Here is a 21,878-nt window from a genome sequence, read left to right as displayed (position 1 = left end):
CACCCTGCTGCGTGCGAGAATTTCCCAATTAAAACGGGCTACTGCGCTCTTTCCCGGGGTTATGAGTGACAAGCCATGAAGTTCTGCCAAGCCGATGCCGTAGACTTTCTTATGAGTCAAGGCCAGAATTATGTCGACACAGAAAGGCTACACGAGGATAATCCTGTCCCTAGTATTATCGCCGGCATCGGACATGATCATGCCTGCAGCAACCATAATATCGAAAGTGTCAAATCCGGCGATGAAATCAACGCCAACGCCCAGTATGTTTTTGCCATTGAGGACCTCACGAATCTTTTTGCCGACCACGAATTTCAGCATGCCTCGAACACGCATCGGCGCCCCCTGATGCCCCAGCGCTTCGATTCCCAGGCATGTCCGACGTCCATTGCCGCGCTCGCCGAGCCTCTAGCGTGCGAGACCTGCGACACGGGCCGCGCGCTGGCGACCAGAGATCTTGTCTGCCGTGACTTCCGCGATGCGCTGGGCAGCTTTGCCACCGGTGTTACCGTACTTACGGCGCTGACCGAGGATGGACAGGCGATGGGCGTGACCATCAGCTCCTTCAACTCGGTTTCTCTGGACCCACCCCTGATTATCTGGAGCCTGTCGGCGCACTCGCCAAGGCTTGAAGCTTTCCGTCGTGCGACGCACTACGCGGTCAACGTGCTAACGGCCAATCAGCAAGACCTCTCGGACTGCTTCGCCTCCACGGACAATAGCAATCGTTTCGACGGCGTGGCGACGAGCCGTGGCATCGCCGGCATACCGCTCATCGAAGGCTGCTCGGCCTGGTTCGAATGTGTCAACGAAGTTCAGCACCCAGGCGGAGACCATCTCGTCTTTCTCGGCCGGGTGCAGCGTTTTGCCCGCGGCGAAGCCAGTGAACCCCTGATTTTTCATGGTGGCTGCTATCGCCAGCTGCGCGGAATCACGGAGCGATAAGGCTGAGAGAACAGATTGCAACTTCCGGCCCCGGCCGCTTGGGGTCCGCTTGCGCCGCAGCCGTGTCTGGCTGCAGCGGTGATGGTGGTCTACCGGGCAAAGCAAGGCGGTGAGGGGCTGGCTTGCCTGCACGATTTCCTCTGTAGTCGGCCTTCCGACCGACAGAGAGAAACCATGGGTTTGTGAGATTTTCCCTTGATGGGTGGCTTGCAGCCTGTTTAAATTGCTTTTTCGATAACACATTTTTACCCTAGGAGATAAGTATGGCGACTTACAAAGAGTTATTGGAGCAGCGTGATTCCCTGGAACAGCAGATCGCCGAAGCGCGGCGTTCGGAAGTGTCGGCGGCGATCACCCAGGCCAGGGAACTGATTGCCGACTATGGTTTGACAGCCGCCGATTGTGGCTTCAGAGGCCTCGGCGCCGTGGCAGGAAAAATACGCACAACCGTCGCTGTCAAGTTTCGCGGCCCGAACGGTGAAACCTGGTCAGGTCGCGGCAAGGCGCCAAACTGGCTGACCAGCCTTGAGGGCGAGGGTCGGCATCGTGACGAGTTTCTCGTTGCTCGCTAGCAGGGCGCGCAGCGCCGCTTGACGCCGGCACTCCGCGCCCGATTGAGGCCGGAGTTGTCGGCGAACAGTCCGCGTGCTGGTGCCGTTCCCGATACCACCGGGAAGTACTGGGAACTGCGGGGAATCGCCGCCACCTGCGGGTGAGCCGAGGTGTACTTCACCACAACTGTTTGTCGCAAGAATTGTCTGCGTGTCTGTTGCCTGTGTGCCTGTTATCATTCCCCGCCGCCCCGTTTTCGCTCCAGGCGCTGCGTCATCATGGGCCGAGGTGCGAAAAATTGAGCCAGCGAATCCGGGACCGATAGGGCACGCTTGTCGCGGGTCGATGGCCGCGAAAGCGAGCCCGACGAGGGCCTGATCGCGCAGCACGGCGCTTGCCACGCGCGCGAGCAGCGCTCGAAAGCGCATTCATGTGAGGCTAAGAATGAATATCCTGGTAACGGGAGGCAGCGGCTATATCGGCTCGCACGCCTGCGTCGCCCTACTGGCTGCAGGCCATAGCGTGATCGTCGTCGATGATCTGTCCAACAGTCGCCCCGAAGTTCTCGATCGTGTTGCTCGGATTGCCGGCCAGCGGCCGGTCTTTTTCGAGGGCGATGTCCGCGACCGAGCCCTTTTGCGGCGGGTCTTTGCCGCCTCGCCGATCGACGCGGTGATTCATTTCGCCGGCTTGAAAGCGGTCGGAGAATCGGTCGCTCAACCTTTGCGTTACTACGACTGCAATGTCGGCGGCGCGATCAGCCTCTGCGAAGTGATGGCCGAAAGCGCGGTGAAAACGCTGATCTTCAGCTCTTCGGCGACGGTCTATGGCGACCCGGCGTCGGTTCCCATCCGGGAAGATTTCCCGCGCTCGACGACCAATCCCTACGGCGCCAGCAAACTGATGATCGAAGACATTCTGGCCGACCTGGCGCAAGCCGATGCGCAGTGGCGGATCGCACGCCTGCGCTATTTCAATCCCGTCGGCGCGCACGCCAGCGGCTTGATCGGCGAGGAGCCGAATGGCATTCCGAACAACCTCTTGCCGTACGTAGCCCAGGTGGCGGCCGGCGAACGCCGGCAACTGAGTGTTTTTGGCAACGACTATCCGACGCCCGACGGCACCGGCGTGCGCGACTACATTCACGTCATGGATCTCGTCGAAGGCCATCTGGCGGCACTCGACTATCTGCTCGCCAGGGGTGGCCTGCTGACGGTCAATCTCGGCACCGGCTGCGGCTACTCGGTGCTGGACATGGTGCACGCCTTTGCAGCCGCCAGTGGACGCCCGATACCCTACGCATTGGTGCCACGCCGGCCCGGCGACATCGGCGCCTGCTACGCCGATCCTGCGCTCGCCGCAGAGCTGTTGGGATGGCAAGCGCGGCGTGGCATCGACGAGATGTGCGGCGATGCCTGGCGCTGGCAGCAGCAGTGCGCCAGGACCTGACCGACGATCATGGCAACTTACGCAATCGGCGATATCCAGGGCTGCTTCGACTCGCTGCAGCAGTTGCTGGAAAAATGCCGCTTCAACCCGGCCAGAGACCGCGTGTGGTTCGTTGGCGACCTGGTCAACCGCGGCCCGCGCTCATTGGAAACCCTGCGCTTTGTGCGTGACCTGGGCGCTGCCGCAACCACCGTGCTCGGCAATCACGACCTCTACCTGTTGATGGCCGCCGCGGGCTTCGACCGACGCAACAAGGGCGACACGCTCGACGACATCCTCGACGCGCCCGACTGCGAGGAATTGATGGGCTGGCTGCGCCATCGCCCGCTCTGTCACCGTGAAGGTCCGTTCTGCCTGGTGCATGCCGGACTGCTGCCGCAATGGACCACGGACAGGGCTCGCGAGCTGGCGGCGGAAGTCGAGGCGGTCCTGGGCGGCCCGACCTATCTCGATTTCATGGCCAATATGTGGGGCAGCGAACCGGCGGCGTGGTCGGACGATCTGGAAGGATGGCCGCGCTTGCGAGTCATCGTCAATGCCATGACCCGCATGCGCTTCTGCACTTCCGAGGGGGTCATGGACTTCAAGACCAAGGGCGAGCTCAGCAGCGCCCCGCCCGAGCTGATGCCGTGGTTCGAGCTTCCCAGCCAACGCAGCGCCGACGACGTGCTGGTCACCGGGCATTGGTCAGCGCTGGGGCTGAAAATCGAAGCCAATCTGCTGGCCCTCGATTCAGGTTGCCTCTGGGGCCGCCATCTGACCGCCATTCGCCTTGAAGACCGCGAGCTCTTTCAGGTCGACTGCGCGCTTGGCGAAGCCCGAAGCTGAGCTGATTGTCGCCGTGCGCGTGCAAGCACCAGGCCCCGCGCGCCGCTTTCCCGTGAACATCGCGACCAGCCGCGCCGCCGCCTGCTAGAATTCCTGGGGAAACCTGCCTCGGGAGAAAGCCATGCAGCGCGAACGACAAGCGAAACACGACAGCGGACAAGGCTGGCGACAGCTTGGCCAGGCGCAAATGCTGGCGATTGTCGCGGCCGTGATTATGGCGATTTCAATCTTTCTGGCCATCGGCCATTCGCCAAACAAAGAGGCAGGTGACGCGACAACGGCTGGCGTGCGCTTCGAGGTGGTCGACGGCGCGCATCGCGAACTCGACGGCTCGCCGGCGCTGGCCCTGTCGTTCAGCCTGCCCCTCGACAGCAAGCGCAACTACGACAAATTCGTCCAGGTCCTGGAAATGCCGGCCGCGGCGGCGGCCCGCCCGGCGCGCAACGACAGCGTGGACGATGCCACTGAGGAAGACGCAGAGAACGACGACCGGTCTGCGCAAAGCACCACCAGCACCTCGCCGCAGGATACCGAACTCGAAGGCGGCAAGCCGGTTGCCGGCGCTTGGGTCGTCGGTGAAAACCCGCACCTGCTGTTTTTCCCGCACATCAAGCCGCAGGTACGCTACGTGCTACGCGTCCAGCCCGGTTTGATAGCCAGTAACGGCAGCAAGCTCGACCAGGAAGCGCGCTTCTCGATTCGTACCGCAGCTGTTCCGCCGGCCTTCTACTTCGCCAGCCGCGGCATGGTTCTACCGGCAGCGCAGAACGGCGGGCTGCCGGTGACCACGGTCAATGTGCCCGAAGTGGACATCCAGTTCCTCAAGGTCAAGCCCGATCAACTGGCTCGCTTCCTCGAAAAAGTCGTCGCCCACGGAGCGACCAGCAGCGAGCAGGCTCGCGACGATGATGATAGTGACAATGACGGCCACGACCATTACCAGCGCGGCACGCGCCTCAAGGGGGCCGTCAGCTACTGGGATCTCGATCAGCTGCACAAGCTGACGAGCAGCGCCTTCGTCGGCCGCTTTCTGACCGAACAGCAGGCCGATCGCCGCCACGTCACCTTCATCCCGGTCGAGAGCATCCCGGCGCTCCGCGAACCCGGGGTCTACGTGGCGGTGATGTCGCAACCGAATCGTTTCCGCGGCGACTACCAGACGACCTACTTCTACGTCAGCGATCTCGGCCTGCACCTTCGCCAGTACGCCAGTGGCGCAGATGCCTACATCAGTTCGCTGACCGACGGCAAGGCGCGCGCGGGCGTCGAAGTGAGCTGGGTCGACAAACAGGGCAAGACCCTGGCACGCGCCGAGAGCGACGCTGACGGCCGCGTCAGCTTTGCCGAAAAACCGGCCGGCGCGCGCGTGCTGATGGCCAGAGACGGCGACCAGATGTCGCTGATCACGCTGCGCGAAGCGGCGCTCGATCTCGCCGAATTCGATATCGCCGGCATGCCCTACGTACCGCTGCGCCTTTTTGCCTACAGCGGTCGCAACCTCTACCGGCCGGGTGAGCACTTCGAGGTCTCGGTAATGGCCCGCGATGCTGACGGCCATCCCGTCCCCCCACAACCGATCCAGGCCATTCTTCGCCGCCCCGACGGCAAGGCCCAGTGGACGGCCACCTGGCAACCCGACCCGGCCTTCGCCGGCTACTACCAGCGCGCCATCGAGCTTCCGGTCGACGCCGCCACCGGTTCCTGGCAACTCGAACTGCGTGCCGACCCGGCTGCCAGGATGGCCAGCACGCGCATGCCTTTCGCCGTCGAAGAATTCCTGCCGGAGAGAATGAAGCTCGAACTGAGCACCGCCAGCGAGAGGCTGAGCGACGAGACCTCGACCTGGCCGATCGACGTCAGCGGCCGTTACCTGTACGGTGCCGCGGCGGCCGGAAACCAGCTGCTCGGCGCGGTGACCAGCGCACGCAACCGCAATCCGCTGGCGCAGACGCTGCCAGGATTCGTCTTCGGTGATGCCGACGAGGACAGCATCAAGTCGCGTAGCGAACTGCCGGAAACGAGCATGGACGACAAGGGCCAGGCGAGCATCGAGGTCGACCTGGAGGCGATCGTCGCCCGGCATTCGCCGTTCACCGTGCGCGCCACGTTGAGCCTGCTCGAAAGCGGCGGCCGGCCGGTGATCCGCAGCATCGAACGCGTCTTCTGGCCGGCACCGGTCCTGGTCGGACTACGACCGATGTTCGTCGGCGACTACGCGCGCGAGGGCGCGGCGGCCGAATTCGAAGTCGTGCGCACCAATGCCGACGCCGCCCTGCTCGCCGGAACGGCACTGCCGGTACGGCTTTTCCGCGAGGACAGGCACTACTACTGGCGCTTCGACGACCAGCGTGGCTGGCATTCGGGTTTCACCGAAGGCAATGAACTGGTGGCCACGACGCAGGTCTCGGTGCCTGCCGGCGGACGCGGCATGCTGAGCCTGCCAGTCAAGTACGGTCGCTACCGCGTCGAAGTTTTCGACCCCGAAACCGGCCAGACGACGCGCTTCCGCTTCTACGCCGGCTGGTCGGCCAAGGACGACGAGACGCAAGGCGTCCGCCCCGACCGGGTGACGCTCAAACTCGACAAGCCCGCCTACCTGGCCGGTGAAACGGCGCGCCTGACGATCACCCCGCCGCACGCCGGCGAAGCGCTGATCACCGTCGAAGGCGAGCGTGGACTGTGGGCACGCCGCCTGACGATCGGCGCCGACGGCGGGAGCATCGCCATCCCGATCGACAAGGCCTGGCAACGGCATGACCTTTACGTCGCGGTGATGGTGTTGCGTCCCGGCGGCAAGGACGAAAAAGTCACACCCGCTCGGGCCCTCGGCCTGGTGCACCTGCCACTCGACCGCGACAGCCGCAAGCTGGCGGTGAGCCTCGAGGCAGTGCAAAAAATGGAGCCTGAGCAACCCTTGAAGGTAAGGATCAGCGTTCCCGAGGCCAAGGGGCAAAAAACCTTGCTGACCCTGTCAGCGGTCGATGTCGGCATTCTCAACATCACCCGTTTCACCAGCCCGGATCCCTTCGCTTTCTTCTTTGCCAAGCTGCGTTACGGGGCCGACGCTTACGACATCTACGGCCGGGTCATCGAGAAGATGGCCGGCGACCGGGGCAAGCTCAAGTTCGGCGGCGACGCCGGGCCGCAGCCGACGCGCAGCCTACCCAAGAAAGTGCGACTGCTTGACCTCTTCAGCGGCCCGGTCATGCTCGACGAAAATGGCCAGGCGGAGGTTTCGCTGCCGGTCCCCGATTTCAACGGCAGCTTGCGGCTGATGGCCGTCGCCGCCAGCGGCGAGCGCTTCGGCTGGCAGGAAGCCGAGGTCACCGTCGCCGCGCCGCTGATCGTCGAACTGGCGACGCCACGCTTCCTCTCGGTCGGTGACCGCGCCGTGCTGGCACTCGATGTGCAGAACCTGGCCGGCAGCGCGCAGCAGATCAGCCTCGCAGTCAGCAACGCCGACGGCCTGCTGATCCAGGATGGCGAGCAACAGTTCTGGCTCCAGGATCAGCAGAAGCGTAGCCTGCGCATCCCGATCGAGGCCGGTAGCGCCCTTGGCCTGACCGAGATACAGGTGCGCGTCGACAGCCCGCGCGTCAAGATCAATCGCCGCTTCCCGCTACAGATACAGGCCCCGACCCCACGCCAGACGGTGCTCAAGCGGCTCTCCATCGCTCCCGGCGAAAGCATCGAAGTCCGCGACGCCGAGCTGGGCGGCTTCCTGCGGCAGACCGTGGCCGCGACGCTGGCCATCTCGAACCAGCCGCCGATCGACGTGCGCAACGCCGTGCAGGGCTTACTGCGCTACCCCTACGGCTGCGCCGAGCAGACGACCAGCAGCGCCTATCCGCACGTCTTCATCGACGCGGCGGCGGCGCGGAAGTTCGCGCTCAAACCCTTCACCCAGGCCGAGCGGGCCGAAATGCTCGACAAGGCCATCGCCCGGCTGGCCGGCATGCAGGCGCCAAACGGTGGCTTCAGCCTGTGGGGAAACCTCTCCGAGTACCAGTACTGGCTGTCGGCCTACGTCAGCAACTTCCTGATTGACGCGCGCGAACAGGGCTTCAACGTGCCGCCCGAAGTCGAGAAACGCGCCGTCGAATTCCTCCTCAAGGGCCTGCAGGAAGGCGTCGCCGGCTTGCCGACAGGCGCCGTCACCTACAACGAGAACTCGGTCTGGAACGACCCCCGTTATGCCGGCTCCGGCCGTTTCGCGGTGCTCGCCTACGGCGCCTACGTCCTCGCCCGTCAGGGCAGGGCGCCGCTGTCGACACTGCGCCAGCTGGCCGACACGCAGGCCGCCGCACCCTCCGGGCTGGCCTTGGTCCATCTCGGCCTGGCGCTCAAGCTGATGGGCGACGAGGCACGCGCAAACAGCGCCATCGCCGCCGGCCTGCGCAAGCGACGTGCCGGCCCACACGGCGCCTGGTGGGGCGACTACGGCAGCAATCTGCGCGACTGGGCGTTGATGTACGTGCTGCTCGACAAGCATGGGCTGACGCCGGCTGGACGCGAGGACCTGCTTGCCCAGGTCGCTGGCGAAATGCTCAGCCACCGCAGCTACAGCACGCAGGAACAAATGGCGCTGTTCCTCCTCGGGCGCAGCTTCGCTACCGACACGGCCAGGGAATGGCGCAGCGAATTCCTCTCGGCAGGCCAGGCGCAGGCGATCGGTGGCCAGGGAACGCAGTACCTGCCGTTGTCGGCCGAGCAGCTGGCGGCAGGAGTGACGATCAGGAACCCCGGCCACGAAGCCCTCGTCGCCGAGCTCAACTTCGCCGGCAACCCGGTGAGCATGCCCTCCGCACGCCGCACGGACTTCGATCTGCGCCGCGACTGGTTCTCTGCCGACGGCAAGCCGCTCGGCGAGCGTCCACTGCGCGTCGGCGAAACGGCGATTGTTCGCCTGCAGGTGAACAGCGCCGGACGCTACGTCAACGGCCTGGTCGTCGACTACATCCCGGCCGGTCTCGAAATCGAGAACGCCAACATCGTCCAGGGCGAGCAGTCGGTGATCACCATCGATGGCGTCGATCCACGCCAGGCAATGCAGCACAACAGCATCCAGCATGTCGAGTTCCGCGACGACCGTTTCGTCGTTGCCGCCAGACTCGCCGGCAAGATGCAGTTCTTCTACCGCGTGCGCGTCGTTACGCCGGGGCGCTTCGTGCTACCACCGACCTACGCCGAAGACATGTACCAGCCGCAGATCTACGGCCTGGCAGGGGGTGGCGAGACCTTGCTGGTGAGCGATGGCAAGGATGATCGAACCGAGAGCCGATAGGCCGCCGAGGGAGCAGGCTGGAAAGGTTCTGTAGCACGAATGTGCTACAGTTGGCTCAGACCTCTGATTCGACAGGAGACAAGCATGTCCACGACGACGATTCGCTTGCCAGACGAGCTGAAAGCCCGTGTTGTGGCGGCGGCCGAGCGCGCCGGCACCAGCGCGCATGGCTTCATTCTCGAAGCCATCGCCGAGAAGGCGGCACAGGCCGAACTGCGCGCTGATTTCGCTGCGCTGGCCGATGCGCGCCATGCGCGCATCCTGGCTTCGGGCCAGGCCATTCCCTGGCAGGAAATGCGCGCCTATCTTGAAGAGCGCCTGGCCGGCAATACGCTGAAGCGCCCGGCAGCTCGCAAGCTGGCAGGCTAGCGGGCCAAGAATGTCACGCATCGAACTCGCGCCGGAGGTCGGCGACGACTTCGAGCGCATCCTTGATCGTCTCGCCAGCTACGCGGGTGCCGACCCCGCGTCGCATTTGCGCGAAATCATCGCCGCGATCAGCGTCCTGGAACATAACCCGCTGATTGGCCGACCGGTCAATGGCGACCAGCGCGAACTGGTGATGGGGCGTTCTTCGCGTGGCTATCTGGCGCTGTACGTCTATGCGCCCGCAGTCGACACCGTTTTTGTCCTCGCCGTGCGCAGCCAACGGGAGGCCGGCTATGCGCGAGCTTGAGCGCCAAGCCCTGCACAAAGCGCCTGCTCTGGCCTGATCGTGACCCTTGCTACGCGCAGCAAGCTGCCATTACCATCGCCCGGGGCTTGGCGGTGGTTGCTCGCCGGCTTGCTGGCCGCACTCCTCATCGCCGACCAACTTTTCCCGCCCCCCCTGCCCGGCGGTCAGTCGGGACCACAGGCGCAACTGGTGGTCGCCCGCGACGGAACGCCACTGCGCGCCTTCCCCGACCGCGAGCACATCTGGCGCCACCCGGTAGGCGTCGAAGACGTCTCGCCACGCTACATCGAAGCGCTGGTCGCCTACGAGGACCGCAGCTTCTGGTGGCATCCCGGCGTCAATCCCTGGGCGCTGCTGCGCGCCGCCTGGCAATGGCAGCGACACGGGCAGATTATCTCCGGCGGCTCGACACTGAGCATGCAGGTGGCGCGCCTGCTCGAACCCGACTCGCCCTCGCGCAGTGCTGCCGGCAAGCTGCGCCAGATCGCGCGCGCGCTACAGCTCGAACTGCGCCTCTCGAAACGCGAGATTCTGGAAATCTACCTGACGTTCGCGCCCATGGGCGGCGTCGTCGAGGGTGTCGAAGCAGCCAGCCGTGCCTACTTCGGCAAAGCCGCCCTACGCCTGAGCGAATCCGAAGCGGCCTTGCTCACCGTGCTGCCGCAAGCCCCTTCGCGGCTGCGCCCCGACCGCTACCCGGAAGCTGCCCGGCAGGCGCGCGACAAGGTCCTCGATCGCCTGCAATCGCGCTGGGGCGCGGCGGTGATCGCCGACGCCCGTCAGGAACCGGTGATCGCGCAAAGCATCCGCGAGCCGCTCCTCGCGCCGCTGCTCGCCGAACGCCTGCGGCGACTGCGACCGCAGGTGGCGCGCATCGACAGCACCATCGACGCGAGCCTGCAGCAAGCGGTCGAATACCTGCTTGCGGCCAGGCTGCCGCTGCTGCCGCCACGCGTATCGATGGCAGCACTGGTGGTCGATAACCAGACGCTCGAAGTGCGCGCCTACGCCGGCTCCGCCGATTTCAGCGACGACGCGCGCTTTGCGCATGTGGATATGGTGCAGGCGGCGCGCTCGCCCGGTTCGACCTTGAAGCCCTTCCTCTACGGCCTGGCCCTCGACGAAGGACTGACCCATTCCGAATCGCTGCTCGCCGACGTGCCACAGTCCTTCTCGGGTTATCAGCCGGGCAATTTCCAGGCCAACTTCAGCGGCCCGGTCAGCGTCTCCGAAGCCCTGCACAAGTCGCTCAATGTACCCGCGGTGGAAGTGCTCGAACGGCTCGGAGCGCAGCGCTTCGTTTCCCTGCTGCGCCGCGGCGGCCTGAAGCTGGCACTGCCGCGCGGCGCAGCTGCCAATCTGAGTGTCATCCTTGGCGGCACGGCGGTGACCCTGGAAGGCCTGGTCGGCGCCTATACCGCGCTGGCGCGCGCCGGGGTCAGCGGCCAGCCGCGCTATTTTGCCGACGCGCCGCTCGAGGAAGCACGGATGATGAGCGCAGGCGCGGCCTTCATCATCCGCGACATCCTCGAAGCGGGTGGCCCGGTCGCGCGGCAGCTCAACGAGGGCGTCGGCGCACGCCGTGGCATCGCCTGGAAAACCGGCACCAGCTTCGGTTTCCGCGACGCCTGGGCAGTTGGCGTCAGCGACCGCTTTACGGTCGGCGTCTGGATCGGCCGCCCCGATGGCACGCCGAACCCCGGCTTCTTCGGCGCCAACATCGCGGCACCCTTGCTGGTCGACGTCTTTGCGGTCGTCGACGACTCCCCGCCAGGGCCGCGCACGCCGCCGCCGAACGTAGCTGCGACCCGCATTTGCTGGCCACTCGGCACGCGCAGCGACCGCACGCCGCCCGAGCTCTGCCATCAGGAACGAACGGCCTGGATTCTCAACGACACCGCGCCGCCGACCTTCGCCGACCGATTGCGCGGCGGCAGCGCGCGCTATACCGATTACCGCGACGCCGCCAGCGGCCTACGCGTCCGCGCGGCCTGTGCCGCAGGCGAGATGACGGCCGTCGACATGGCGCGCTGGCCAGCCGCCCTCGAACCCTGGCTCGATGCGGCGACGCGAGCCCGCGCACTGCCCCCTGACTGGGCGCCGGACTGCGTCGGCGCACGCGCGCCGGAAGGCGGCCTGCGCATCGTCGGCATCAGCAACGGCGCCACCATCCGCCGCGCCGGCAACGGCCCGGCGCCCGAGCTGCGCCTCGAAGCACGCGGCGGCCAGGAAGAACTGATCTGGTTCCTGAACGGCCGCCAGATCGGCCGCGTAGCGGCTGGTCGCGCCCTGCAGCAGCGCTTCAGCGATGCCGGACGCTACCAGATCACGGTCATGGACGACGCCGGTCGTTACGATCGTGTCGAAGTCAGCGTGCGCTGAGCGCCGCAAGACTTTTGCTCAGCGCGTAGCAATCTGGACGAAGCCGGAGTGGCTGCCCAATTCGCCGGCATTCCCTTCGTTGCACAAGACGCGATCGACGCGGGCCATTGATGGCCCGCGGTGGGCCCAGACGAGCAGTGCGTCGACCGCCTCGAGCGAGCCGCTGACCAGCGCTTCGACGCTACCATCGCGGCGGTTGCGCACCCAGCCGCGTAGCCCAAGCCTTGTCGCTTCGACAACCAGGGACCAACGGTAGCCAACGCCCTGCACGCGGCCGTGAATACGCAAATTTCGGCAAACTTCATCACCCATCGGGCTAGGCGCTTCCGTCGGACGATGACCGTGCCTTCAGCCACTCAGGAAGTTCCCGGTCGCCGGCGTTTTCAAGAATGTATTGACGGATCAGTTTCCTGACCACCTGGGAAGGCGTCAGATCATGAGCCGCACAGATCTCTTCGAAGATTTGCTTCTTGAGCGGGTCGACGAGAATGGTCAGGCGTGCCGTACGATTTTCCATATCAGCGCTTTGTATGTGAGTTAAATTACAATTGCAATTGTATCAGTAGCGAATATAATTACTATGTAATTCGCACCGAAGAAAGCTGGGCAATTGATGCGTGCAGCGCCTACCGACGTCTCAAAAGTCTTCGAACCCCTCGTTGTGCGTTTTTCTCAAGCGTTTCCTGGAGACCTGGACGCCATGTTGTTCGCCATCCGTAGTGGTCGCGATGTGCTGTCTCCCCTGGCATGCGAAGCCATTGCCGCTGGCCCTGGCGCGCACGCGACGACGTGGGCACGCGCAAGCCGTGTCGGCGCGGAACTGCGGGCCGCTCATTGCCGATGATCAGCAGCGGCGTCTTCCTTGATCCAAGCACCTGGGTGCATCTGGACTGGGTCCTGCTGGTCGTTGCTGCCTGGCTGCTGATCGGAGTGGCAGGCATGTTCGCCTTGCACCGCCTGGCCTTGGTGGCGAGAGTCCTGTTTCCTGTCGGCGGGGCATTCGGCCTGCTGTTGTTCGGCGTCGCTCTGAGCGCGATGGTCATCTCGCCGCAAGTCGCCGTGTTGCCGATCGGCCTGCCAGGTCTGCCCTTCCATCTTCGCCTCGACAGCCTGTCCGCATTCTTCCTGATGATCATCGGTGGCGTTTCGGCCGGTGTGTCGGCCTTCGCGGCGGGCTACTTCCGCACCGGCGAAGGAACGCCGCCTGGCTTGCTGGCGCTCGAATACCACGTCTTTCTGGCCAGCATGGCGCTGGTCGTTCTCGCCGACGATGCCTACGCCTTCATGGTGATGTGGGAGACGATGGCCCTGTCGTCCTTCTTCCTGGTCACCGCCAACCACCGCATCGTCGAGATTCAGCGTGCCGGCTACCTCTACCTGCTTATCGCGCATGTCGGCGCTATCGGCATCCTGTTGTGCTTCGGCATCCTGCAGGCGAATACCGGCGACTACACTTTCGCCAATATGCGCTCGCAGGCCATCCTGCCGACCGTGCGTCGCTCGCTTTCCTGCTGGCCTTGTTCGGTTTCGGCGCCAAGGCGGGCATCGTACCGCTGCATGTATGGCTTCCCGAGGCTCACCCGGCTGCGCCGTCGCCGGTCTCTGCGCTGATGAGCGGGGTCATGTTGAAGACCGCGATATACGGTTTGCTGCGCGTTATTTTTGATCTGCTGGGTACGCCGATATGGTGGTGGAGCCTGGTGCTGCTGGCGGTCGGCCTGGCGACCGCCCTGTTCGGTGTCGTCTTCGCCGCCGTGCAGATCGATATGAAACGCCTGCTGGCCTATTCATCGATCGAGAACATTGGTTTGCTGTTCACCGGCATCGGCCTGGGCGTGTTGTTCGCTACCCAGAACATGCCGGTAATGGCGGCACTGGCGTTGACTGCGGTGCTCTACCATGTCGCCAGCCATGCCTTCTTCAAGGGGTTGCTCTTTATCGGCACCGGAGCAGTGCTGCACGCTACCCTTGAGCGCAACCTCGGCAAGCTCGGTGGCCTGATCCGTTATATGCCCTGGGTGGCCTGGGCGATGCTGATCGGTGTTCTGGCCAGCGCCGGCCTGCCGCCCTTTGGTGGCTTTGTCTCGGAGTGGCTGCTGCTGCAGAGTTTCCTCTTCTCGCCGGATTTGCCGAGTTCATTCCTCAATATGCTGATTCCCGTGGTCGCCGCCTTGATCGCACTGGTCGCGGCGCTCGCTGGCTATACCATGGTCAAGTTTTTCGGCGTCATTTTCCTCGGCCAGCCGCGCGAAGAAAAACTGGCGCAAGCGCACGACGCCGGGCCTTGGGAGCGCATCGGCATGGGTTGGCTGGTCGCCGGCTGCCTGGCGCTCGGGCTGTTTCCGGTCCAGTTCATCACCCTCATCGATCCGGTGACGCAGTTGCTGGTGGGCGCCGGTCTCGCCAGGACCGTCGGCGCCAACAGCTGGCTGCTGGCGCCGGTGGCGATCGAGCGCGCGAGTTACGGACCGGCAATTTTCCTGCTCGGCGTCGCTGCGAGCTTCGCGCTCGCCTTCCTGCTGGTGCGTCTCTTCTATCACGGTCGCCTGCGGCGCTCGCCGCCCTGGGACTGCGGATTCCCCTGGCAAAACGCGCGCATGCAGGATACCGCCGAAGGCTTCGGACAGCCGATTCGACAGATCTTCGAACCCTTCTTTCGCTGGGAGCGCGAGCTGCCGTCCGCTTTCGATGCCGCGCCGCGCTATCGCGTCAGCGTCACCGACCCCTTCTGGCACTGGATCTACCTGCCGGTGGCCGCCGCCGTCGAGCGTCTGGCACAGCTGATCGGTCTCTTGCAACAGGGGCGGATCGCGGTGTATCTCCTCTACAGCTTCTTGACCTTGATCACCGTGCTGCTGGTGGTCACGTTATGACCTGGCTCGGCGTTTTCTCGCAGTTTCTCGAGATCGTCATGGCGCTGCTGCTGGCACCCCTGCTCAGTGGCTGGGTCAATCAAAACCGCGCCTGGCTACAGAACAAGTCGGGGCCGGGCTTGCTGCAGCCGTACCACATGCTGCACAAGCTGTTCAACAAGGAATCGGTGCTTGCCGAACATGCGTCCCCACTTTTCCGCGGCGCTCCATATATCGTTTTCGGGTGCATGGCGCTGGCCTGTGCGATCGTCCCGACGCTGTCGACCGAACTGCCGCTGTCGCCGGCAGCAGACACGATTGCCCTGGTCGGTCTGCTCGGGGTGGCGAGAGTCTTCATATCCCTCGCGGCGATGGATGTCGGGACCTCTTTCGGCACGCTCGGTGCTCGCCGTGAAATGCTGATCGGTTTTCTGGCCGAACCGGCGCTGCTGATGGTGCTCTTCTCGGCGTCGCTGATCTCCAAGTCGACCTCGCTGACCACCATCGTCGAGACGCTCGCCCATCGCGATCTGGCCATCTATCCGAGTCTGGCTTTCGCGGGCGTCGCCTTCGCCATGGTGTCACTGGCCGAAAACGCCCGCGTGCCGGTCGACAACCCGGCAACGCACCTCGAGCTGACGATGATTCACGAGGCCTTGATCCTGGAGTATTCGGGTCGCCATCTGGCGCTGCTCGAGTGGGCCGCGAGTCTGAAGCTTTTTGCCTATTCGTGCATCGGCCTGGCGCTGTTCTTCCCGTGGGGCGTCGCCGCGGCACAGGCGCCGCTGGCGCTGCTGCTGGCGATGCCGGCGTTGATCCTGAAGCTGGCCATCGGCGGCGTGCTGCTCGCGCTGCTCGAAACGCTCAGCGCCAAGATGCGCATTTTTCGCGTCCCGGAATTTCTCGCCACCGCGTTCCTGCTGGCAGTCATCGGCATGCTGGTGCACATCCTGGTGCGTACGTGAGATGAGCGATTTCGTCGCCCAGCTGATCAATCTCCTGGCATCAACGCTGCTGATCCTGGCTTTCGCGATGATCTCGCAGCGGCGGATTCTGTCGCTGATCCACCTGTTCACCGCGCAAGGTGCAACATTGGTTGCGGCGACGCTGGTGGTCGGCTACGCGACGGACCAACCGCACCTCTACCTGTCGGCCGGCATCACTCTGGTCGTCAAGGTGATTCTGATCCCCTTGCTGCTACATCGGGTCATCAATCGCCTCAATGTGCGCTGGGACGTCGAAACGCTGATCAACATACCGACGACGATGATCATCGGCATCGTGCTCGTCATTTTCGCTTTCGACCTGGCGCTGCCGATATCCAGGCTGTCGGCAACTATTGCCCGCGGCACGCTTGGCATAGCGCTGGCCTGCGTGTTGCTTTCGTTCCTGATGATGATTACCCGTGCGAAAGCCGTGCCGCAGGTGATCGGCTTCCTGTCGATGGAAAACGGCCTCTTCTTCGCCGCCACTTCGGCCACTTACGGCATGCCGATGGTCGTTGAACTCGGCATCGCTCTCGACGTACTGGTCGGCATTCTGATTCTTGGCGTTTTCATGTTCCAGATTCGCGAGCAATTCGACAGTCTCGACATCAGCCACCTCGAAAAGCTCAAGGAGGACTGACTTGGCAACGCTGTTCTATGTTCTCGGCATTCCGCTGCTTGGCAGTCTGGTTCTGGCGTTTACCGGGCAGCGCGACAGCGCGCGCGAAATCAACGTCGCGTTCAGCCTCGCGACTTTCATCGCTACCTGCCTGCTGACCGTCGAGGTCATCTCGGATGGGCCGCTGTTCGCCTGGCAGCACGAGTTCTTCGTTGACCCGCTGAACGTCTTTCTGGTCACCCTGACCAGCTTTGTCGGACTGACCACGGCCATCTTCTCGCGGCCTTACATGCGTATCGAGCACGACCACGGCAAAATGACAGCGCAGCGGCAGCGGCTCTATCACAGCATGTATCAGCTGTTCAGTTTCACGATGTTGCTGGCCCTGACCACCAACAACATGGGAATCCTGTGGGTGGCCATGGAAGCGGCGACGCTGACCACGGTGCTGCTGGTCAGCGTGTACCGGACCGCAGCCAGTCTCGAAGCGGCATGGAAATACTTCATCCTCTGCGGCGTCGGTATCGCCCAGGCCCTTTTCGGCACCGTCCTCCTCTACATGGCCGCTGAAAAGGTGATCGGCACCCAGGTTGGCGCCCTGCTGTGGACCAATCTCGACGCGGTCAAGACACAGCTCGATCCGACCATCATCACCCTCGCTTTCGCTTTCCTGTTCATCGGCTACGGCACCAAGGTCGGACTGGTACCCATGCATAACTGGCTACCGGATGCGCACGCGGAAGGGCCGACGCCGGTTTCCGCCGTGCTCTCGGGCCTGCTGCTGAACGTCGCGGTCTATGCCCTCCTGCGCTGCAAGGTGCTCACCGACGGGGCGCTGGGAAACGCCCTCGCCGGACAGCTGATGATGGGCTTCGGGCTTCTGTCGGTGGTGGTGGCGGCGTTCTTCCTGTCACGACAGAAGGACGTCAAGCGCATGTTTGCCTACTCTTCGATCGAGCACATGGGACTGATCACCTTCGCCTTCGGCATGGGCGGCGCGATTGCCAACTACGCCGGCTTGCTGCACATGACGGTGCATTCACTGATCAAGTCGGCAATTTTCTTTGCCGTTGGGCATGCCACACAGAAGGCCGGAACGCAGAACATGGCGGACATCCGCGGTCTCATCAAGGTCAGTCCGCGGCTTGCCTGGGGGATGATGCTCGGCTCGCTGGCCATTCTCGGCATGCCACCTTTCGGCGTTTTCGCCAGCGAGTTCCTGATCCTCACGACGGCCATGCGCGACCACGCCTGGGCGACACCGTTTCTGCTGCTGGCGCTCGGCGTGGCTTTCGCCGCCGTCTTCAGCCGCGTCCAGCCGATGGTCTTCGGCGAAACCTCCCTCAAGAAGACCCTGGGCCACGCGCCCGCGCTGCTGCCGGTGTTCGCGCACCTTGGTCTGGGGCTGATGCTGGGCTTGTACATCCCGCCGTACCTGCACGAATGGTATCGTCAGGCAGCCGCCATGATGGGCGGTTGAGGCGATGCGAATCGCCGGCTTCAATCTCGATTGCGAACGCCTGCCGGCACCCCTGCCGATGTGGCGCGCGACAGTGCGCGCCGAAACCTGGCAGGTAGTTGCGCGGGCAATTTCCGAGACCGGCGGTCGGCTAGTTGCTCTCTGGGCGTCCGATCGCACGCAGGGGGCGTCTGGCGGCCTGGCCATATCGTCGGCCTATGCGCTTGGGGAAGGTCTGCTGTGGCTCGATTTGCCGCTCGCCGAGCGGGCTGGCACTTATCCCGACCTGGTGCCACTGTTTCCCTGCGCAGGCCGCATGCAGCGGGCGGCGGCCGATCTGCTCGGCGTCGTAGCCGAAAGCGCTAGCGATCGACGACCATGGCTGAACCACGGTGCCTGGCCAGAGGCTTACCTGCCGCTACGTCGGGAAACTGCGCAGAAAGGCGCCGCCACGCCGAGAGCAGTGACCGACTATGCCTTTGTTCGCGTTGAAGGCGACGGCGTGCATGAGATCCCTGTCGGACCGGTGCATGCGGGGATCATCGAGCCGGGGCACTTCCGTTTTTCCGTCGTCGGCGAGAAGGTCGAGCGCCTGGAGCAACGTCTGGGCTACAAACACAAAGGGGTCGAAAAGCGTTTTACCGAGCTTTCCCCGCTCCAGGCGCATCGGCTGGCCGGGCGGATTTCGGGTGATTCGACTGTCGCTTACGCCTGGGCCTATTGCATGGCGCTGGAATCTCTGGCCGGCTGCCAGCTTGCCGGGCGCGCCACCTGGCTGCGCGCGCTGCTGCTCGAACGCGAGCGGGTAGCCAACCACCTCGGCGACCTCGGCGCACTCGGCAACGATGCGGCATTCGCCTTCGGGCTGGCCCAGTTCTCAAGCCTCAGGGAAGACTGGCTTCGCCTCTCGAATGAGGTTTTTGGTCACCGTCTGATGATGGACTGTATCGTCCCGGGTGGGGTGGCGACCGATGTCGCTCCGGCGACTGCCGCCAGCCTGGTCGGCCAGTGCGAGCTGATCGAGCGTGAAGTGCGGGAGTTGCATCGCGTGTACGACGAGCATGCCGGCCTGCAGGACCGTTTCCTCACCACCGGTCAGGTATCGCCGGAACTCGCCAATCAACTGGGGCTCACCGGCCTCGCGGGTCGCGCCAGCGGCCAGGCCGCGGACCTGCGCTGCGATCAGGCCTGGGCGCCGTACGAGCAGTTGCAAGTAAACATCGCGACGCAGCGCACGGGCGACGTTGCCGCTCGCGTCAGCGTGCGTTTCGACGAAGTTCTGGAATCACTGCGGCTTATTCGCGTGCTGCTTGCCCGACTTCCGGACGGCCCGACGCGCGGCGAACTGCGGCTGCCGAGCAAGCGGGCCTTCGGCGCCGGCTGGGTCGAAGGCTGGCGCGGCGAGATCTTCGTCGCTCTCGAATGGGATGGCGCACAGGGCGCCAACTGTATCCGCCGCTGTCACGTCCACGACCCATCCTGGCAGAACTGGCCGGTACTGGAACACGCGGTCATGGGGAACATCGTTCCTGATTTTCCGCTGATCAACAAGTCCTTCAACCTCAGCTACTCGGGACACGACCTCTGATGTGGCGCATTGTCAAACAGATCGCGAAAAACGGCCTCCGCAGTGAAGCGCCACCCGAGTTCAGCAATGACTTGCGCGTGGAAAGTGAGCATATTCAGCACGCACTCCTGGACATTATCGGCCGGGCGCTGAGCATTCGCCAGGTCGATGCCGGTTCCTGCAACGGCTGCGAACTGGAAATCAACGCCCTCAACAACCCCTACTACAACATCGAAGGACTCGGCATCAGGTTCGTCGCCAGCCCACGTCACGCCGACATGCTGTTGGTCACCGGACCCGTTTCACGGCACATGGAGCTCGCCTTGCGCCGCACCTACGATGCGACTCCTGCCCCCAAGCTGGTCGTTGCCGTCGGCGATTGTGGTTGTGACGGCGGAATTTTCGGCGACAGCTACGCCAGCTGCGGGCGTGTGGCCAATGTCATTCCGGTCGATCTCGCGGTGCCCGGCTGCCCGCCGCCGCCACTCGAGATCCTGCGCGGGATACTGACCGCGGTGCGACGATGCAGGAGTTCGCCAGGATAGAGACGCAGCAGCCCTGCATCGGCAAGTGCCAAGCATCGCGTAAAGGCCGTAGACGCCGTGGCGGGGGACTTCGAACAGCGTTTGGCGTCGGCCACGGAGGCGAAGATTTCGGCTGATCGCCTCGCTGGTGTTCGCTGCCGCAGCTTGAAGGACAACTCACGAGGCGAAAACCCTCGTCGATGATGGCATAATCACTCCCCGCGAGAAAAACAATTCCGGGGGGGAGCTGCCGCGCCATAAGGCGCCGCCACGTGTCCATGCTGAAAGTGCTGTTGCTGCTGCCACTCCTCGGGGCGGGTCTGTTGTTGCTGTTGCCGAGTCGCAGAGTCGACCTCCTGCGCCATGTCGCGAGCAGCGTGGCCGCGGCGACGGTGCTCTTGCGCCTGCGTTTGCTACTCGACTTCGACCCGCCAATCGGCGACATCCAGTTTTCGAGACCCGCCCCTGGAACCCGCGCGTTGGCTCGAACCTGGCGCTCGGTGTCGACGGGATTTCGCTGCCGATGCTGCTGCTGGCAACGGTCCTGTGTTTCGTCGCGATTTTCACCTCGACCGCCGTGCGCAACGGCGCCAAGCTCTACTTCTCGCTGATCCTGGGCCTCGAGACCTCGATGTTGATGGTCTTTGCCGCGCGCGACTGGTCGCTGTTCTATGTCTTCTGGGAACTGACGCTGATCCCCCTGTTTTTCCTCATCGACCGTCTCGGGGGAGCCAATCGTCACCGCGCGGCCCTCAACTTCGTCCTGTACACGCTCGGCGGCTCGGTGTTCATGCTGATCGCGCTGCTGCTGCTCTACGACGTCGCCCCCGGGCACAGTTTCGCGATGGACGACATGGCCGCCGGCAGCGCGCAATTGCCGCAGAAAACGCAAATTCTGGTCTTTCTCGGGCTCTTGCTTGGCTTCGGCGTCAAGATGCCGATCGTTCCGCTGCACGGCTGGTTGCCGCTGGCGCACGTCGAGGCACCGAGTCCGATCTCGGTCCTGCTCTCCGGAATCCTGCTCAAAATGGGCGCCTACGGCCTGATCCGCGCGGTATGGACGCTCCCGGGAGCGGCGCAGGCGCTGCAGGACTGGCTGGCGCTCCTGGCGCTGCTCAGCCTGATCTATGGTGCAGTCCTCGCCTGGCGGCAGACCGATCTGAAAGCGATGATTGCCTACTCCTCGATCTCGCACATGGGCGTCGTGCTGCTCGGTATCGCCGCCCTCAACGAAGCCGGGCTGAACGGCGCGGTGACACAGATGGTGGCGCACGGACTGGCGGCGGGGCTGCTGTTCATGCTCATCGGCCTGCTTTACGAGCGCACCCATCAGCGCGAGCTCGCGGCCTACGGTTCGCTGAACCGGACGGCACCACGCTTTGCGGTGTTCATCACGCTCACCCTGTTGGCATCGGTCGGCCTGCCGGGGAGTGCCGGCTTCATCGCCGAGCTGCAGGTACTGATCGGCGCCTACGGTCGCTGGGGCGGCTGGCTGGCGGTGCTGTCGATTGGCGTATTGATCTCGGCAGCCTACGCCCTGCGCGCCATTCGCCGGCTGTCGACCGGTCCTGAGCGGCCTTTCGCCGGGGCAGCCGCCGGCGTCGCGACTTTCGCCGACCTCACCCGCAGCGAGACGGTGACCGCCAGCGTGTTGAGCGCCGCGATCGTCATCATCGGGTTCTACCCGGCGCCGCTGCTCGGCTTGATGTCCTCTTCGGTCGCCCGCTTGGCGCAGCAGTTCGGAGGCTGAGTGCG

17 protein-coding genes and 1 pseudogene are annotated in these 21,878 nt (G+C 64.3%); 15 read left to right on the top strand and 3 right to left on the bottom strand.

What is annotated here, in order from left to right:
- The first annotated feature begins 75 nt into the window (after positions 1-75).
- The gene (locus V5B40_RS02340) at positions 76-945 is read left to right on the top strand and encodes a flavin reductase family protein (RefSeq protein ID WP_332353004.1); all 870 of its coding nucleotides are present in this window, start codon (positions 76-78) and stop codon (positions 943-945) included.
- Positions 946-1,208: 263 nt separating this feature from the next.
- A complete protein-coding gene (locus V5B40_RS02335) occupies positions 1,209-1,517 on the top strand; it encodes an H-NS histone family protein (protein ID WP_332353003.1) in 309 nt (102 codons plus the stop codon).
- Here V5B40_RS02335 and V5B40_RS02330 read toward each other — a convergent pair.
- Positions 1,514-1,696: a hypothetical protein gene (locus tag V5B40_RS02330; RefSeq protein WP_332353001.1), complete on the bottom strand. Its 183-nt coding sequence runs from the start codon at positions 1,694-1,696 to the stop codon at positions 1,514-1,516. The two genes, V5B40_RS02335 and V5B40_RS02330, sit on opposite strands and share 4 nt — an antisense overlap.
- 245 nt (positions 1,697-1,941) lie before the next feature.
- On the opposite strand from V5B40_RS02330, the gene galE reads away from it, so the two are divergent.
- The 6 genes from galE to pbpC all read left to right on the top strand — a co-directional run bounded on the left by galE (position 1,942) and on the right by pbpC (position 12,116).
- A complete protein-coding gene (galE, locus tag V5B40_RS02325; RefSeq protein ID WP_332352999.1) occupies positions 1,942-2,946 on the top strand; it encodes a UDP-glucose 4-epimerase GalE in 1,005 nt (334 codons plus the stop codon).
- Positions 2,947-2,955: 9 nt separating this feature from the next.
- Positions 2,956-3,774 carry a symmetrical bis(5'-nucleosyl)-tetraphosphatase gene (locus V5B40_RS02320; protein ID WP_332352996.1) on the top strand — a complete coding sequence of 273 codons (819 nt, stop codon included), beginning with the start codon at positions 2,956-2,958 and terminating at the stop codon, positions 3,772-3,774.
- A gap of 121 nt (positions 3,775-3,895) precedes the next feature.
- On the top strand, positions 3,896-9,058 hold the full coding sequence (locus V5B40_RS02315; RefSeq protein WP_332352994.1) for an MG2 domain-containing protein: 5,163 nt from the start codon (positions 3,896-3,898) through the stop codon (positions 9,056-9,058).
- 84 nt (positions 9,059-9,142) lie between these two features.
- Positions 9,143-9,427: a CopG family transcriptional regulator gene (locus V5B40_RS02310; RefSeq protein ID WP_332352992.1), complete on the top strand. Its 285-nt coding sequence runs from the start codon at positions 9,143-9,145 to the stop codon at positions 9,425-9,427.
- Between the two features lie 10 nt (positions 9,428-9,437).
- Entirely contained in the window at positions 9,438-9,734 is a 297-nt protein-coding gene (locus V5B40_RS02305; protein ID WP_332352990.1) for a type II toxin-antitoxin system RelE/ParE family toxin, read from the top strand.
- Between the two features lie 96 nt (positions 9,735-9,830).
- Positions 9,831-12,116 (top strand): penicillin-binding protein 1C, encoded by a 2,286-nt coding sequence (pbpC, locus tag V5B40_RS02300; protein WP_332352988.1) that lies wholly within the window; start codon positions 9,831-9,833, stop codon positions 12,114-12,116.
- Positions 12,117-12,134: 18 nt separating this feature from the next.
- Here the strand turns inward: pbpC and V5B40_RS02295 are convergent, their stop codons facing one another.
- Together V5B40_RS02295 and V5B40_RS02290 are read right to left on the bottom strand one after the other, a co-directional pair.
- The gene (locus V5B40_RS02295; RefSeq protein ID WP_332352986.1) at positions 12,135-12,428 is read right to left on the bottom strand and encodes an acylphosphatase; all 294 of its coding nucleotides are present in this window, start codon (positions 12,426-12,428) and stop codon (positions 12,135-12,137) included.
- A 4-nt stretch (positions 12,429-12,432) separates the two neighbouring features.
- Entirely contained in the window at positions 12,433-12,633 is a 201-nt protein-coding gene (locus V5B40_RS02290; RefSeq protein ID WP_332352984.1) for a CopG family transcriptional regulator, read from the bottom strand.
- Positions 12,634-12,956: 323 nt separating this feature from the next.
- Here V5B40_RS02290 and hyfB point away from each other — a divergent pair.
- The 7 genes and pseudogenes from hyfB to V5B40_RS02255 all read left to right on the top strand — a co-directional run bounded on the left by hyfB (position 12,957) and on the right by V5B40_RS02255 (position 21,873).
- Positions 12,957-14,989, top strand: a pseudogene (gene hyfB / locus V5B40_RS02285) (hydrogenase 4 subunit B).
- Positions 14,986-15,933 (top strand): respiratory chain complex I subunit 1 family protein, encoded by a 948-nt coding sequence (locus V5B40_RS02280; protein ID WP_332352982.1) that lies wholly within the window; start codon positions 14,986-14,988, stop codon positions 15,931-15,933. The pseudogene hyfB and the gene V5B40_RS02280 overlap by 4 nt, the downstream one beginning before the upstream one ends.
- 1 nt (position 15,934) lies before the next feature.
- Complete coding sequence (locus tag V5B40_RS02275; protein ID WP_332352980.1) at positions 15,935-16,594, top strand: formate hydrogenlyase; 660 nt, start codon at positions 15,935-15,937, stop codon at positions 16,592-16,594.
- A 1-nt stretch (position 16,595) separates the two neighbouring features.
- Entirely contained in the window at positions 16,596-18,053 is a 1,458-nt protein-coding gene (locus tag V5B40_RS02270) for a hydrogenase 4 subunit F (protein ID WP_332352978.1), read from the top strand.
- 4 nt (positions 18,054-18,057) lie between these two features.
- Positions 18,058-19,620 carry an NADH-quinone oxidoreductase subunit C gene (locus V5B40_RS02265; RefSeq protein ID WP_332352975.1) on the top strand — a complete coding sequence of 521 codons (1,563 nt, stop codon included), beginning with the start codon at positions 18,058-18,060 and terminating at the stop codon, positions 19,618-19,620.
- Positions 19,620-20,144: an NADH-quinone oxidoreductase subunit B family protein gene (locus tag V5B40_RS02260; protein WP_332352973.1), complete on the top strand. Its 525-nt coding sequence runs from the start codon at positions 19,620-19,622 to the stop codon at positions 20,142-20,144. The genes V5B40_RS02265 and V5B40_RS02260 overlap by 1 nt, the downstream gene beginning before the upstream one ends.
- 187 nt (positions 20,145-20,331) lie before the next feature.
- Positions 20,332-21,873: a complex I subunit 4 family protein gene (locus V5B40_RS02255; protein WP_332353242.1), complete on the top strand. Its 1,542-nt coding sequence runs from the start codon at positions 20,332-20,334 to the stop codon at positions 21,871-21,873.
- Positions 21,874-21,878 lie beyond the last annotated feature (5 nt).

The sequence above is a fragment of the Candidatus Accumulibacter meliphilus genome, assembly GCF_036625345.1.
Classification (GTDB): Bacteria; Pseudomonadota; Gammaproteobacteria; order Burkholderiales; family Rhodocyclaceae; genus Accumulibacter; species Accumulibacter meliphilus.
This window is presented reverse-complemented; position numbering and strand designations above follow the sequence as displayed.

Bases quoted from the DNA above. Each gene is read 5' to 3' on its own strand.
- V5B40_RS02340 (WP_332353004.1), top strand. From the start codon at position 76: ATGAAGTTCTGCCAAGCCGATGCCGTAGACTTTCTTATGAGTCAAGGC.
- V5B40_RS02335 (WP_332353003.1), top strand. From the start codon at position 1,209: ATGGCGACTTACAAAGAGTTATTGGAGCAGCGTGATTCCCTGGAACAG.
- galE (WP_332352999.1), top strand. From the start codon at position 1,942: ATGAATATCCTGGTAACGGGAGGCAGCGGCTATATCGGCTCGCACGCC.
- V5B40_RS02320 (WP_332352996.1), top strand. From the start codon at position 2,956: ATGGCAACTTACGCAATCGGCGATATCCAGGGCTGCTTCGACTCGCTG.
- V5B40_RS02315 (WP_332352994.1), top strand. From the start codon at position 3,896: ATGCAGCGCGAACGACAAGCGAAACACGACAGCGGACAAGGCTGGCGA.
- V5B40_RS02310 (WP_332352992.1), top strand. From the start codon at position 9,143: ATGTCCACGACGACGATTCGCTTGCCAGACGAGCTGAAAGCCCGTGTT.
- V5B40_RS02305 (WP_332352990.1), top strand. From the start codon at position 9,438: ATGTCACGCATCGAACTCGCGCCGGAGGTCGGCGACGACTTCGAGCGC.
- V5B40_RS02295 (WP_332352986.1), bottom strand. From the start codon at position 12,428: ATGGGTGATGAAGTTTGCCGAAATTTGCGTATTCACGGCCGCGTGCAG.
- V5B40_RS02290 (WP_332352984.1), bottom strand. From the start codon at position 12,633: ATGGAAAATCGTACGGCACGCCTGACCATTCTCGTCGACCCGCTCAAG.
- V5B40_RS02280 (WP_332352982.1), top strand. From the start codon at position 14,986: ATGACCTGGCTCGGCGTTTTCTCGCAGTTTCTCGAGATCGTCATGGCG.
- V5B40_RS02275 (WP_332352980.1), top strand. From the start codon at position 15,935: ATGAGCGATTTCGTCGCCCAGCTGATCAATCTCCTGGCATCAACGCTG.
- V5B40_RS02265 (WP_332352975.1), top strand. From the start codon at position 18,058: ATGCGAATCGCCGGCTTCAATCTCGATTGCGAACGCCTGCCGGCACCC.
- V5B40_RS02260 (WP_332352973.1), top strand. From the start codon at position 19,620: ATGTGGCGCATTGTCAAACAGATCGCGAAAAACGGCCTCCGCAGTGAA.